At 42.1% G+C, this 14,351-nt stretch carries 11 protein-coding genes; 5 read left to right on the forward strand and 6 right to left on the reverse strand.

Annotated features, from left to right (window positions below):
• Window positions 1-74: 74 nt before the first annotated feature.
• The 3 genes from PSF27_RS16260 to PSF27_RS16270 form a co-directional block, all read right to left on the reverse strand.
• Window positions 75-1,427 carry an APC family permease gene (locus PSF27_RS16260; RefSeq protein WP_225820626.1) on the reverse strand — a complete coding sequence of 451 codons (1,353 nt, stop codon included), beginning with the start codon at window positions 1,425-1,427 and terminating at the stop codon, window positions 75-77.
• 755 nt (window positions 1,428-2,182) lie between these two features.
• Window positions 2,183-3,076, reverse strand: coding sequence for an EamA family transporter RarD (rarD, locus tag PSF27_RS16265; protein ID WP_272681880.1), 894 nt, complete (start codon window positions 3,074-3,076; stop codon window positions 2,183-2,185).
• 169 nt (window positions 3,077-3,245) lie between these two features.
• Complete coding sequence (locus tag PSF27_RS16270; RefSeq protein WP_206083130.1) at window positions 3,246-3,716, reverse strand: thioesterase family protein; 471 nt, start codon at window positions 3,714-3,716, stop codon at window positions 3,246-3,248.
• 156 nt (window positions 3,717-3,872) lie between these two features.
• On the opposite strand from PSF27_RS16270, the gene pldA reads away from it, so the two are divergent.
• The 5 genes from pldA to PSF27_RS16295 all read left to right on the forward strand — a co-directional run bounded on the left by pldA (window position 3,873) and on the right by PSF27_RS16295 (window position 9,598).
• A complete protein-coding gene (gene pldA / locus PSF27_RS16275; protein ID WP_206083132.1) occupies window positions 3,873-4,766 on the forward strand; it encodes a phospholipase A in 894 nt (297 codons plus the stop codon).
• Between the two features lie 112 nt (window positions 4,767-4,878).
• The gene (gene recQ, locus PSF27_RS16280) at window positions 4,879-6,705 is read left to right on the forward strand and encodes an ATP-dependent DNA helicase RecQ (RefSeq protein WP_272539547.1); all 1,827 of its coding nucleotides are present in this window, start codon (window positions 4,879-4,881) and stop codon (window positions 6,703-6,705) included.
• A 19-nt stretch (window positions 6,706-6,724) separates the two neighbouring features.
• Complete coding sequence (gene pldB / locus PSF27_RS16285; RefSeq protein ID WP_206083136.1) at window positions 6,725-7,720, forward strand: lysophospholipase L2; 996 nt, start codon at window positions 6,725-6,727, stop codon at window positions 7,718-7,720.
• 13 nt (window positions 7,721-7,733) lie between these two features.
• Complete coding sequence (yigL, locus tag PSF27_RS16290; RefSeq protein ID WP_206083138.1) at window positions 7,734-8,543, forward strand: sugar/pyridoxal phosphate phosphatase YigL; 810 nt, start codon at window positions 7,734-7,736, stop codon at window positions 8,541-8,543.
• Window positions 8,544-8,794: 251 nt separating this feature from the next.
• Window positions 8,795-9,598 (forward strand): tetratricopeptide repeat protein, encoded by an 804-nt coding sequence (locus PSF27_RS16295; RefSeq protein ID WP_206083140.1) that lies wholly within the window; start codon window positions 8,795-8,797, stop codon window positions 9,596-9,598.
• Window positions 9,599-9,608: 10 nt separating this feature from the next.
• On the opposite strand, the gene PSF27_RS16300 is transcribed toward PSF27_RS16295, so the two are convergent.
• From PSF27_RS16300 to asd, 3 genes are read right to left on the reverse strand one after another with little or no spacing between them, the layout of a single operon-like run.
• The gene (locus PSF27_RS16300; protein ID WP_272681881.1) at window positions 9,609-9,938 is read right to left on the reverse strand and encodes a hypothetical protein; all 330 of its coding nucleotides are present in this window, start codon (window positions 9,936-9,938) and stop codon (window positions 9,609-9,611) included.
• Window positions 9,939-9,946: 8 nt separating this feature from the next.
• A complete protein-coding gene (gene mscM / locus PSF27_RS16305; RefSeq protein WP_206083144.1) occupies window positions 9,947-13,288 on the reverse strand; it encodes a miniconductance mechanosensitive channel MscM in 3,342 nt (1,113 codons plus the stop codon).
• A 33-nt stretch (window positions 13,289-13,321) separates the two neighbouring features.
• A complete protein-coding gene (asd, locus tag PSF27_RS16310; RefSeq protein ID WP_206083146.1) occupies window positions 13,322-14,218 on the reverse strand; it encodes an archaetidylserine decarboxylase in 897 nt (298 codons plus the stop codon).
• Window positions 14,219-14,351: the final 133 nt, after the last annotated feature.

Below are 14,351 nucleotides of genomic sequence, written 5' to 3' on the forward strand. Positions count from 1 at the left end.
GAGAAGAGCCAGAGCTAAAAAACAACGGGGAAGGCTAATGCTTTCCCCGTAATCATTTATTAGGCTTTGAATGATTAGTTAATAATCATCTCAGTTTCATCGTCAGAAATTGCAGGTGGACGACGAGTAAAGCCATGGGTGAGCAATGCCAAATAAACGGCACCTGCTGCTAACCACCATAAACCGACCTTAAAGGCTTCGCTATCAAGGCTTGTCCATAACCATAAGGTGAGAACAACACCAATGGAAGGCATGATAAGGCAGGTAATCATTTTTGTATTATCTAATGACGCTTTGCGATCAATATAAAAATGCTTAATGACCGATAAGTTCACGAAGGTGAATGCAATAAGGGCACCAAAGCTGATCATCGAGGCGACCATGCTTAAAGACAGTACTAGCGAAAGCAAGGACGCAACCGCAACAAAGATAATTGAATAAATTGGTGTATTAAGCCTTGGGTGCAAATAAGCAAACAGTGAACGAGGTAGTACACCCTCACGGCCCATTGCATAGAAAATCCGCACGATACTGGCTTGTGATGTCATCGCAGAAGCAAAAACACCAATCACATAAGCGGTAATAAAGCTGGATGCCATCATCGCACCGCCAACTTGTTTCATCACCGCAAGGCTAGCAATATCTGTATTCGGAATGAAATCTTGCCACATTGGGTACACTAAATGCGCACCATAGGAAATAACCACAAATAAGGTACCAGCGATAAATACAGTGTATAAAATCGCTTTTGGTAATGCGTTACGTGCATCTTTGGTTTCTTCCGCCATGGTTGAAATCGCATCAAAGCCTAAGAATGCTAGACATAAGACGGCGGCTCCCGCAAAGAGTCCTGGTACTTGATCGGCCATGACTGTAATTGGCGCTAATAAGGCATCAGTATCCAATACAAATGATGTTTTAAAGCTTAAGTATAAAAACACGCCAATAAACACAATTTGCATCAAAATGATTAGCATATTCATTGAGGAAACTAACTTAATTCCCAAAATATTCATAATGCTAACAATAGTGATGGTACTGCAAATAATTACATACATTGGAATATCAGGGAAAGCTTCATGAACGAAGATCCCAATGGCAATGTAGTTGATGATCGGTAGAAATAGATAGTCGAGCAATTGTGCCCAACCCACTAAAAAGCCGAGTGTGCCGCCAAAGGTTTTTTGCACATAAGAATAGGCCGACCCCGAAAGTGGGAGTGCGCTAGTCATACGACAATAGCTCATAGCAGTGAAGAAGACGGCAGCTAATGTAATTAAATAAGCGACAGGGAGATGCCCTTCACTTAATACAGTGACTTGCCCATAGGTGGTGAAAATCCCGAGTGGCACCATATAGGCCAGCCCGAAAAAAACTAACGCAGGAGTGGTCAGTACGCGTTTCATTTGAACGGTATTCTGTTGCATTTTGAAGCCCTTCCCAAAAGCCCTTAACAACGTCAACTCTGTCTGAATGCACAGGCGGAGTGAACCTAAAATGCAGCCGTACTCGTCATACTTCGAATCACAACGTTGTTGGCTTCGCGCGTTCGCCTAGTTGTGTTTCCAAATTATTTAGAGCCTTACCGCTACATGATTGTATTAAATTAAATTTTAGAGCCGGCTGTATTCAATTTCAGAAAACCTCGCACCAGGACATCTTAAATTGAATGTCATCGTGCGCACTTTAATGAAACGTCAGTGATGAATCGGACCATCACCATCCGCTGGGGTGAATACAAACGGCGTACAATATAATTACCAAGTTCCTATTAAGCAATCATTAATTGAAAAAAATAAACAACTACTTTTATTTCAATAAGTTGTTTATTAGATGAAATATTAATTGAAGTGAATTTAAGATAAGTTAAATAATAATCATTTTAAGAAGAAAATCAAGCTTAATTAGTCGGGTCTAACTATTTGATTTTTATGTCATATTGTTGGTAATGGAAGAGAGGTAAGGATATTTAATGATAATTAATCTATTTTATTTACGGTTATTTAAAATAAAAGACATAGGACATTGAAAATTAAATTCATGAAATTTCTTTCATTAATTAAATTAATTGTTTTGGTTCCATATAATGAAACACCAACACCGATTTAAATATAAAACGGACGCTGGTGTTTGAGTTTAGGGCTAATAAACAGCTAATTGAGATACAAAAATACAATAAGCGTTATTTTTTTCTCAGTTTTTGTTGAGTATATAATGCATCTAATGTAAATAAAATTAATGCAACCCAGATAAAACCAAAGGTGATTAGCAACTCAGATGTCATGACTTCGCCATACATAAACACTGCCAATAAGAACATAATACTTGGCCCCATGTATTGGAAGAAGCCTAATGTTGATAGTCTTAAATGATTAGCCGCTTCAGTAAATAACAGTAATGGCACCGTAGTAATAACCCCAGCAGCAATTAATAATGCATTGAGATGCCAATCATTCATTGCCATATTGCTAGTCGGACTGTCTGCAAAGAATAACAGGAAGATAATGCCGACAGGGAGTAACCAAAGTGTTTCAAAGGTCATTCCAATTTGTGCATCAACCCCTAATTTTTTACGTAATAATCCATAAGTTGCGAAGGTTACAGCAAGACTTAAGCCAATCACGGGAACAGAACCGAATTGCCACAATTGGATTAAAACGCCAGTTAAAGCGAGACCTACGGCTACCCATTGCATGCGGCGGAAACGTTCTTGCAGAAATAGCATCCCAAATAAGACGTTAACGAGCGGGTTAATAAAATAGCCAAGGCTGGCTTGTAGCATATGACCATTATTGACAGCCCAAATATAGATCAGCCAGTTACAGGCAATCGTGGTTGCGGTAACACCTAAAATTAATATTTTCTTTGGTTGCTTGATAACTTGGCGTAGATAACTCCAGTGCCGTGTTACAGTTAATAACAAAAGCATAAAGAAAAATGACCAAATAATACGATGAGTCAGGATTTCTTCTGCGGGCACTTCTTGGATGCTTTTAAAATAAATAGGGGCGACACCCCAAATAAAATAGGCGCCTAAGGCACATAATACGCCTTTGGTAGTATTTTGCTGGCTCATTGTTGGCTCTGAAATTGAATTAAAGACAAAAAAGAAACTTATACAGAGATAACGAGCCGTAGATTATGCAGATCATGCGGCTCGATTTTTGATGCATCTAATGTGACATTGCTCATGTTTTTTTACAAGCTATTAGTTTACTAGGTAACTAATTATTTACAAGATTGGTTTATCCTACGAGATAAGTTGCCGTTGCCGTTGCAATATGTTGATTATTTTCATTATGTAATTCACAACGCGTGACAGCAATCTTATTACCATCCCGCAATAAGCTTGCACTCGCTGTAAATACCTCTCCGCGACCTGGGCGCAAATAATCGACACGTAAATCAATGGTGCCCATGCGAGACATTTTATCGACAATTTCAGAATGAGTGAGCGGATTAATGCGCTGTAAAATGCGGTTAATGCACACCATCCCGCCAGCAACATCCAAAATAGAAGCAATCACGCCACCATGTAGAATATTTTGCGTAAAATTGCCGATCAACTCTTGGCGATTCTCAATGGTGAGTTGAACAAAATCATCGTTAATGTGTGCCAGTTTAATACCGATTAGCTGATTAAAAGGCATTTTATAGATAAATGCGTGGCTCATTAGCTCACTGGCTTCTTCTAAAGAATAAGTACGGTCATTCATCGGTTTCATCCCTTAAATAATATGTAAATAGAACGTTAACATTATGTATTAACTATGTCTCTAACAAACATATGAATAATCTTTCAACAGCAAAGCAGTTTTGTGTGTAAAATAGGACAAACTTTATTTTTATGACACTGAAAATAGGAATGACTAATGCGCGCTTTACCGATGTTGATAAGTGCAGTGCTCTGTTTTTGGTCTGCTTCACTGTTTGCTACTGAAAATACGGATGTTCAAGCTGATCAGAATATAAAGGATAACACGCCAATTCGCGGTAGCATTATTTCTGGTTTATTGCAAAATTATGATAATCCATTTGTTTTGTATCCTTATGAATCTAATTACATTATTTATACCTATACCTCTTCGATGAATAAAAACGCAATCTCCAGTTATAACTGGGGTGATGATGCGTTAAAGGATGAAGTTAAATTTCAATTAAGCTTAGCATTTCCACTTTGGGCGGGTATTGCTGGGGATGACTCTATTTTAGCGGTTTCGTATACTCAGCGTTCTTGGTGGCAGCTGAGTAATAAACAAGAATCCTCCCCTTTTAGGGAAACTAATTACGAGCCCCAAGTATTTGTCGGTTGGTTAACTGATTATCAATTTGCAGGCTGGACCCTACGTGAATTTGAAACGGGTTTTAACCATGAATCCAATGGTCGCTCTGACCCTACATCCCGCAGTTGGAACCGTATTTATGCACGAGCCATGGCGCAAAATGGAAATTGGCAGGTTGATCTCAAACCGTGGTATCGCATTCATGAAAGTGAAGGCAGTGATGATAACTCAGACATAACAAAATACATGGGATATTACCGTGTAAAAGTCGGCTATGCGTTGGGGGACAGTGTCTTTACTACTACTGGTCGTTATAATTGGAATACAGGGTATGGTGGTGCAGAATTAGGTTGGAGTTATCCAATCAGTAAACATGTGCGATTTTATACCCAGTTATTTAGCGGTTATGGTGAGTCAATGATAGACTACAATTATCGCCAAACACGTTTTGGTATTGGTGTTATGCTAAACGATATGATGTAGTTTAGATTCCCCATCGCCCCATATTATCTGACAAGGCTAAATTGCCGTGTCATAAACCAACAATTTCGCTGCTCACATGGGCAGCGACTTGTTTTAGAAATAGAGGAAGTTTGTGTCCACTGCTTGTGTCATTAACCAACTTTCACTGGCTGAAAACGTGCTTAATAGCACGTTTGGTTATCAGTCATTTCGTCCAGGCCAAGATGCGGTCATCGGTGCTATTTTAGATAACCGTGATTGTTTAGTATTAATGCCAACGGGTGGTGGAAAGTCCTTGTGTTATCAAGTCCCTGCGCTTGTAAAGCAAGGCGTGACGTTGGTGGTTTCACCGCTTATTTCCTTGATGAAAGATCAGGTTGACCAACTACGTTTGCATGGTGTGAATGCGGCCTGTTTAAACTCATCTCAAACTCCGTTAGAACAGCGTCAAATCATGGAGTTATGCAGCAGTGGTGAGATCAAATTGTTGTATGTTGCCCCTGAGCGGCTATTAACTGATTATTTTCTCAATCAGCTTTCAAGCTGGGACATCACGTTATTAGCGGTGGATGAAGCTCACTGCATTTCTCAATGGGGACATGATTTTCGGCCTGAATATCGTGCATTAGGGCAGTTGCGCCAAGCGTTACCCAATGTGCCTGTTATGGCACTAACCGCAACGGCCGATGAAACCACACGAACCGATATTATCCGCTTATTGGAACTCCATGATCCACTCGTTCATATCAGTAGTTTTGATAGGCCGAATATCCGTTACACCTTGGTCGAAAAATATAAGCCTTTAGATCAGCTTTGGTTTTTCATTAAAGGCCAAAAAGGCAAAGCAGGTATTGTTTATTGTAATAGCCGTAGCAAAGTGGAAGAAACCGCGGAACGTTTGCAAAAACGTGGATTAAGTGTTGCAGCTTACCATGCAGGGTTAGATAGCCAACAGCGTGAGTGGGTACAGGATGCATTTTTAAAAGATAATTTACAGATTGTCGTTGCGACAGTTGCATTTGGTATGGGGATAAACAAATCAAATGTCCGTTTTGTGGCGCACTTTGATATCCCACGTAATATCGAGGCTTACTACCAAGAGACTGGGCGAGCAGGGCGCGATGGTGTTGAAGCTGAAGCTGTCTTATTTTATGACCCTGCGGATATGGCGTGGCTGCGTCGTTGTCTTGAAGAAAAACCCGCGGGCATGCAACAGGATATTGAACGGCACAAACTTAATGCCATTGCTGCCTTTGCTGAAGCGCAAACTTGTCGTCGCTTAGTTCTACTTAACTACTTTGGCGAAAACCGTCAGCAGCCTTGTGGTAACTGTGATATTTGTTTAGACCCACCAAAGCAATACGATGGGTTAATTGATGCTCAAAAAGCACTTTCTTGCATTTATCGTGTTGGTCAGCGCTTTGGTATCGGCTATATTGTTGAAGTATTGCGCGGGGCAAATAACCAACGCATTCGTGATTTAGGCCATGATAAATTACCTGTTTATGGTATCGGCAAAGAGCAAAGCAATGAACATTGGATAAGTGTGATCCGTCAATTGATCCACTTAGGGATGATCACTCAAAACATTACTCATTTTTCCGCGCTGCAGTTAACGGAAGCGGCAAGGCCCATTTTACGCGGGGAATCTGCGTTACAGCTTGCCGTACCACGGGTTTTAGTCACAAAAAGCCGTAATCAGCAAAACAAAGTTTACCATGGCAACTATGATAAGAAGCTGTTTGCCAAACTGCGAAAATTACGTAAGTCGATAGCTGATGAGGACAATATCCCGCCATTTGTAGTTTTTAACGATGCTACATTAATCGAAATGGCAGAACATGTTCCGACAACTTCCGCAGAATTGTTGCTAATTAATGGTGTTGGTGAACGCAAACTGGAGCGTTTTGGCGAGTCGTTTATGACTCTCATCCGAGACCACCTTGAAGGTTATGAATGAATAAATAAGGAACTGTAGGATGACGCCTGAAAGCCTAAAAAAGCGCTGGTTAACGCGAGAAACTCAGTTTTCAGCTTTTGCGAATGGTCCGCTTTTAGACTTCTGGCAGCGTCGTGAAGAACTGCATTTTCAGGGCGTCGATGATATTCCTATCCACTATGTTCGTTTTATTCATCCGAAGCATCATAAAGCTATTGTCATTTCTCCTGGTCGTAGTGAAAGCTACATGAAATACCCTGAAGTGGCGTATGATTTTTATCACTTAGGTTATGATGTTTTTATTCTTGATCATCGTGGGCAGGGGCGCTCGGGGCGCATGTTAGCCGATCCCCAAAAAGGCCATGTCGAAAAATTTACTGATTATATCGATGATTTTGAAAAGTTTATTGAGTTAGAAGTCAGATATCGCCACTACCTGAAGTGTTATGCATTGGCGCACTCAATGGGGAGTGCCATTTTAGCGGGGTATTTGCTGCGGGACCATGTGACCTTTGATGCAGCCGCGTTATGTGCACCAATGATTGGTATCAATTTACCGATGCCACGTTGGATGGCCAGTTTTATCGTTGATAGAGCCGAATCACGTGAGAGTGTGCGTAATGATTACGCCGCTTCAACGGGCAAGTGGCAACCTTTACCGTATTTAATCAACGTATTAACCCATAGTTCAGAGCGTTATCGGCGCTATTTACGTTACTATGCGGACTACCCTGAATTGCGACTTGGTGGCCCCACATACCACTGGTTGCGTGAAAGTTTTGCGATTGGTGATGCGCTAATTGCAAAAGCGGGAGAAATTGATGTACCACTGATGGTGTTAGAAGCAAGTGAAGAAAAAGTGGTCAGCAATAAAGAGCTACAAGCTTTTTGTCAAAGTCGGCAAAAAGCGCAAATAGGACGAGAAGAAAAATTACCCCTCATTATCGAAGGGGCTCACCATGAAATCCTATTTGAAGTGGATGCATTAAGGGCCATGGCACTCAATGCTATCTGTGATTTTTTTGACCAGTATTAGTTAGGGTTCGAATATGAAATATCCGTTAGTGGCTTCCGATTTGGATGGGACACTGTTATCGCCCAACCATGATTTAACGTCTTATACTAAAGACACCTTAAAACAACTCATTACAACACAAGATGTCCGTTTTGTGTTTGCAACGGGTCGCCATCATGTGGATGTTGCACAAATCCGTGATGGGTTAGGCATTGATGCCTATATGATTACCTCGAATGGGGCAAGGATCCATAATACCAATGGGGATTTAATTTTTGAGCATAATGTGGATGCTGAAATTGCGCATGAACTTTGTTTGATGGAATTTGATAATCCAGAACTTATCACCAATTATTATCACGGTGATGACTGGTTTATTAACCGAGAAAGCCCTGAGCAAAAAGAATTTTTTAAAGAGTCAGTTTTTAATTACCAGTTATTTGATCGCCATGACTTTGCAACATCTGAAGTTTGCAAAGTCTATTTCACGAGTGAAGATCACGATTTGCTGGTGGATTTACAGCAGCGCATTCAAAACCGTTGGCAAGACCGCGTGAATGTCACGTTTTCTCTACGCAGTTGCTTGGAAGTCATGGCGGGAGCGGTTTCTAAGGGAGAGGCTCTCAAGCAGGTTGCGGCGCTGCATGGCTTAATGGCCAATGACAGTATTGCATTTGGCGATGGCATGAATGACAAAGAGATGCTGACTGTCGCAGGAAAAGGCTGCATTATGCAAAATGCCCATCAATTACTTAAAGATGCCTTACCACAAATGGAGGTCATTGGTTCAAATGCGGATGACGCCGTTGCACGTTATTTAAGACATCAATACCTTAATCAGTAACAATCTATTTTTATGATATAAATAAGCCAGATAGACCCCATGTTTGTCTGGTTTTTTTGTATTTCTGGATTAAAAATCAGAATAACCCGTGTGTTATGCAGCGAAACGTGCTTTTTGTGAAAATTAGGTCACTTTTCCTATTTTTTCCTACTTAAACTGAATTTACACTAGGGGAATGGGTGTTTGAGTCGATATTAATGGATAGCACTGTGTTCACAGTTAGCAGATTGCACTGTTGAGGGTTCCTTAGGATGAAAAAAGTTGCGTTAGCACTGTTGTTGGGTTCTGTTTGTTTTAGTTCTGTTTTAACGGCTAAGCCTGTTGTTGCTCCGACAGCGGCTTCATCAACACAGCAGCCTACCCTTGAGCAAATTACACAGTTAGCGCAAAAAGGTGACCCAAACGCTCAATTTCAACTGGGTGAACGTTATTTCAAAGGCCAAGGTGTTTCCCAAGACTCTAAAATTGCTGCTGAGTGGTTTATTAAGGCTGGAAACCAAGGTAACTCTGATGCTCAGTTTCGGCTAGGTACCATGTTTGTGAATGGTTTTGGCGTTCGCCGCGACTATGACAAAGCGATGCTGTGGTATGAACAAGCTGCAGATAACGGCGACACACGTGCAGAAACCAATATGGCAATGATGTATGCGCAAGGCCTTGGTGTGACGCAGAATTTAGAAAAAGCGGCATTTTGGTTTAGAAAGGCAGCACAAGGTGGAAATGTGATCGCACAATTCCATATTGGTCAAATGTATTCAATTGGTAGTGGTGTTGATTTAGATGATGAAAAAGCCGTGTTCTGGTTTCGCAAAGCGGCTAAACAGCAAGATGCTAAATCTCAAGACCGCCTTGGCGTGATGTATTCTGAAGGTCGAGGTGTGAAAAAAAACCTATCGCAAGCTTATGCTTGGCTGTCAACCGCGGTGTATAGCGGTAATGCGGAAAGCCATCGCCTACAAAATAAAATCGCCGCTCAATTAAGCTCAGCGGAACTGGAGCAAGCACAAAAACTGGCAGAAGGTTATATCAAGTCTTACGGGCATAAAGCGGGTTAATTCTTATTGATTAGCGGGAGAACAACTGGGCTCCCGCCATGATGATTATGGACACAATAAGGTAGCCCCAACTCAATCGGTAAAAGCGGTTATATCCCCACCCACGTCGAATCTCTAGTTGCAATGGCTTTGATGAAAGCTTGGCTGCAAGCATTCGAAATACCCCAATATAAACCAGGCAATAGATTTGCCAGAGATAGAGAGTGTTGAAAGCGAATGCCTTTCCAATAATTAATAAGATAATTAATGGGATCAAAAAGAAGAGAATCGACCCAACCCGTTCGAGTTGAGTGATCCGCAATATAATACCTTCGTCTTTATCATTTAAACCTTGCGACATAATACGGTTTACAGCTCACCAGATTTACGTGAAGGATTACGCGCAGAAAGGTTGTTAGTTGCACTTTGCAGCGAGTTATCGCGTACATCCACCCTTGCTTGGAATGGTGGAAACGGCAAGGTAATGCCTTGTTCTGCGAAGGAGGCCAAGATATTTTGATGAATTTCATGGCGAGCGGGTAAACGGTGCCCCATTTCTGCTGCATACACCCGCAATTCAAATATTTGAATACCTTGTTGCAAATCAACCAAATAAACCTCAGGGGCTGGGTTGTCTAAGATCATTGTGGAGCGTTTTGCCGCACGCAAAATTGTATTGGTGACTAGTTCGCTATTTGCATCAGATGGCGCAGGAATAGTCATCACGATACGAGTGACGGTGTCGGAGAGCGACCAGTTGATAAACTGCTCAGTGATAAAGGCTTTATTTGGCACGATGATTTCTTTTCTATCCCAGTCCGTTAAGGTCGTCGCACGGGTGTTGATCTTGGTAATGCTGCCCGTTAAGTTGCGGATTGTAACGGTATCGCCAATACGGATAGGCTTTTCGAATAGGATCATCAAACCTGAAATAATATTGGCGAAGATCTCTTGTAAACCAAAACCAAGCCCAACCCCCATCGCAGCAACTAACCATTGCAGTTTTGACCATTCGATCCCTAACATTGAGAAACCAACAATCGTGCCAATGATCGTAATGGTGTATTTCGTCAGTGTGCTAATGGCGTAGCCAGTACCTGGTGTTAAGTCCAAATGCTGTAATACGGCTAATTCAAGCAATGCAGGCAGGTTTCTTACCAACTGTGCGGTGACAATAATCGTTAAAATCGCAATAAAAATGGATCCCATCGTAATCGGCTGCACGGTGTCCACACCGTTGACAGTAGAGGTCACATCCCAGAGGCGAATATTTTCAAGGAAAGAAAACGCCGTATGCAATTCAGACCATAGCCAAATTAAGGAAACCAAGGCTATCATGGTTAAAATTGAGCGCACTAGGCCAACAGATTGGGTACTAATAGTATCAAGGTCGATAACCTGTTCCTCGATATCAATATTCCCTTCGCTACTGCCGCTTGATTGCGCATTATCGTCTTCCCCTTTTGCTCGTTGTGCGAGGATTTCAGCACGGCGCTGTTTCGCACGTTCAAAGGCCAGTTTACGGCGCTGCATCGACATCCAACGGCGAATGGTGTGATAGACAATTAAAATCACAAACCAAATCGCTACAGAGGTTTCTAAGCGAGCAAGTAACGCTTGTGATGTGGAGAAATAGCCGAGGATAGAGAAAAATGCCGCCACAATTGGGGCAAGCAAGATCATCCACCATAGGCCTTTATTAACAACATTATCCCCTGAACTGTGCCTATCCAAATAGAGTGGGATCTGAGAACGGCGTAAGTTATTGGTGATTAAGCTTAAAGCGATACAGAGGAAAATAAAGCAGAAACGGCCGACACTGGCAGCGAACTCGCGGTCGCTATAGTGTTCGAAGGTAATAATTGACATAACCAATGGAACAATGACAAATATCGCCATACGGTAATAACGCATCGCCCGTTTTACCGCGTCTTTATCCCAGCCAAAATGCGCAATAAATAAACCTGTTGGACGAGAGAACGTTTCACTGATCATAAATAGCCATAATAGCGGTGTGGTCGCGCTGACACCATAACCAATGGCGGCTGCCATCGGATATTGCCATGCGCTCTGTAGCCCATAACCAATAGCAGACCACATCATGGGTAATGGCAGAGCCACGATAATTGACCAAAAGATAGTTCTGATAGTCAAATAAAAGCGGTCTTGCGTCACTTTACCGATACGTAAACTAGAGCGATCAAGAAAGGCTTGATAATGCTTGCGTGTACTTACGCTGAAGATAACCAAAATGATAGAACCCAAAAGATACAAAAAGGTATCTTGCGTGGTGAGCATCACATTTAGTGCACCAGCGACTTGGGAAAGCGTATCCAGTGATAGCAACTGTGTAATATCAGTAACTAATAAGACTGGATATTTAATATTAATAGGGGGGACATCAGCCACCCAGAATAGATAGCGGTTTGAGGCATCTTTGACTTCTTTAAGCGCATCAGTGAGCTGCCCTGTAGCCACATTGAGCTTCGTCAGTTCCAACATTTCGGCATCAAGGCCTGAAATCAATGAGGTAAGGAGCTCTCGGCGAGTTTTGATCAGCGATTGATATACTTGAACTTGCGCTGGGTTGAGGGCATGTTCAGTTTCTTGCTCGGTGGTATCAATTTTACCTAATCTATCAAGGGCATCTTCGTAATTTAAGCGCTGAACACGTAAATCTGCCATTTCGCGGTCTAGCTGTTGGCTTTTGGGAATATCTGGCAAGCGAGATAATTGCGTTCTTAGAGCTTCACCAAGGGTACTTGAACTGCTGATCCACTGAGCTTGCTCACGGATTGTTGTCAGCGCTTGGCGTGCATCGCGAATGCTGGTGGACATTTCGGTTTGACTGGTATTAATCGCACTCATACGTTGAGCTTGCTGAGTCAGCTCCTGAGACATCTTGCGGTTAATATCTAATTCTTCTTTTAAGAAGGGGGTCAGCTCTCCTTGAGCAGCCAACATTTCCGTGTGTTCTAGCGCCAAAATTGCTTTTTGCTGGCGCTGAGTATTCTGGAAGTCACGTAGGTTTTGTAGCTCAAGTTCCATGCGTTGATAGCGTTTTTTATACAGCTCCAACGTCAGGCGTGAAATTTCTTGGCGGTTATTGGCGGAAAGCTGCGCCATTTCCAGTTCGTTTACTGTAGATTTGCGAGCACTTACTTCGGCTTGAGCCAAGGTATATTGGGCATCAGCTAAAGGTGTTGATGCAGTACTTAACGACTGGAAGCGGGATGTTGCTTCCGTGAGTAAGCGCCTTGCTTCAGACAATTGTTGAGGCAAAATGCTCAATGATTCACTGATTTCACGGCCTTTATCTTGTTCCTGCTGTGTTAAACGGCTTTGATCTAGTAATTGGCTACTTAGTTGGATAATGCGTTGCTCAAGTTCACTTAAGCTAATTCCAACAGGGATAGGGGCAGGTTCATCGTTTTCATTAAGTAATTTTTGGCGTATTTCTTTGATAATTTTAGGGAAGTTATCAATGGCTTCTTGGTAAGACTTTACTTTGGCATCGGAATCGCGGGTTTCGCTCATCCAATTGAGCGCACCTTGCAATGCTTGCGCAATTTCCGCGTCTTTTGGGTTGGTACTCGATTCAAGTTGTTTGAGCTCCTGTTTAATCTGTGCTTCATCCTGCGATGCTATGGGCGCCGCAACAGAAGAAAAAGCGATTAACAAGCTAAGTACAAAACTGATAATCAAACGCACAGTGAGGAGCTCCTTCAAGGACATAACCGTAAATTAAACGCCGACAGATTCGTTATGAGTCTCAACCGAAACCGTCTCGGCGAGTAATTCACCCATGCGTGTTGCATAGCCTGGGATGAGTGATGAATTAAAGGTCACTTTGTTTGGTTCAAACAAGTTAATGACGGTAGAACCTAACTTAAACAGGCCCATTTCTTCCCCTTTTTTCAGGAAAACAGCGCCTTCAGAATTTAATTCAGGGTAAACCCAACGTTTGATTACGCCTTCACGGCAGGTATTTACACAACCACTCCAAACCGTTTCAATGCTACCGACAATAGTGGCACCGACTAAAATTTGCACCATCAGACCAACAGGGGTATCAAAGACACAAATTAAGCGCTCATTACGGGCAAACAGGTTTGGGACGTTTTGTGCCGTTAATGGATTTACAGAGAATAAATCACCTGGAACATAAATCATCTCTTTAAGTAAGCCATCGCAAGGCATGTGGACGCGATGATAGTCACTTGGCGAAAGATAAGTGGTAATAAATTCACCGCCACGAAAACGCTCTGCTAATTGGTGTTGACCTGCCAGTAAGGCTTCAACGGTATAGTTATGGCCTTTTGCTTGAAAAATTTGGTCATCATGGATAGAACCTAATTGGCTCACTGCGCCATCAGCTGGCTGTGCCAGTTGGTTGTCTTTTTCAACAATTGGGCGAGCGTCTTCTTTGAGTAGACGAATAAAGAAGTCATTAAAGGTTGCGTATGCGGTGAGTTCGCTTTTTTGCGCTTCATTCATATTCACTTTATAGGCTTTAGCAAATAGTTTAATTGCCCATTGCGTCATAAACCCGGCGTTGCGACTTGCAAACCAGCCTGCAAATTCAGTAAGGCATTGTTTTGGAAGCATATATTGCAAGCGAATTTTAATTTTGTCTAGCACGTTAACCTCTGATTTTTAAAGGTATGTTAGCGAAAAGGCCGCTATTGTACACAGTTTACTCGTTGTATTTCAAACTGTCGCGTTAGGGGCGATTACCCAGCGATAGCTTGAACTATTTAGCGCAAATTAGCGT

The organism is Providencia sp. PROV129 (assembly GCF_028482245.1).
Taxonomy (GTDB): domain Bacteria; phylum Pseudomonadota; class Gammaproteobacteria; order Enterobacterales; family Enterobacteriaceae; genus Providencia; species Providencia vermicola.

Bases quoted from the DNA above. Each gene is read 5' to 3' on its own strand.
- PSF27_RS16260 (WP_225820626.1), bottom strand. From the start codon at position 1,427: ATGCAACAGAATACCGTTCAAATGAAACGCGTACTGACCACTCCTGCG.
- rarD (WP_272681880.1), bottom strand. From the start codon at position 3,076: ATGAGCCAGCAAAATACTACCAAAGGCGTATTATGTGCCTTAGGCGCC.
- PSF27_RS16270 (WP_206083130.1), bottom strand. From the start codon at position 3,716: ATGAATGACCGTACTTATTCTTTAGAAGAAGCCAGTGAGCTAATGAGC.
- pldA (WP_206083132.1), top strand. From the start codon at position 3,873: ATGCGCGCTTTACCGATGTTGATAAGTGCAGTGCTCTGTTTTTGGTCT.
- pldB (WP_206083136.1), top strand. From the start codon at position 6,725: ATGACGCCTGAAAGCCTAAAAAAGCGCTGGTTAACGCGAGAAACTCAG.
- yigL (WP_206083138.1), top strand. From the start codon at position 7,734: ATGAAATATCCGTTAGTGGCTTCCGATTTGGATGGGACACTGTTATCG.
- PSF27_RS16295 (WP_206083140.1), top strand. From the start codon at position 8,795: ATGAAAAAAGTTGCGTTAGCACTGTTGTTGGGTTCTGTTTGTTTTAGT.
- PSF27_RS16300 (WP_272681881.1), bottom strand. From the start codon at position 9,938: ATGTCGCAAGGTTTAAATGATAAAGACGAAGGTATTATATTGCGGATC.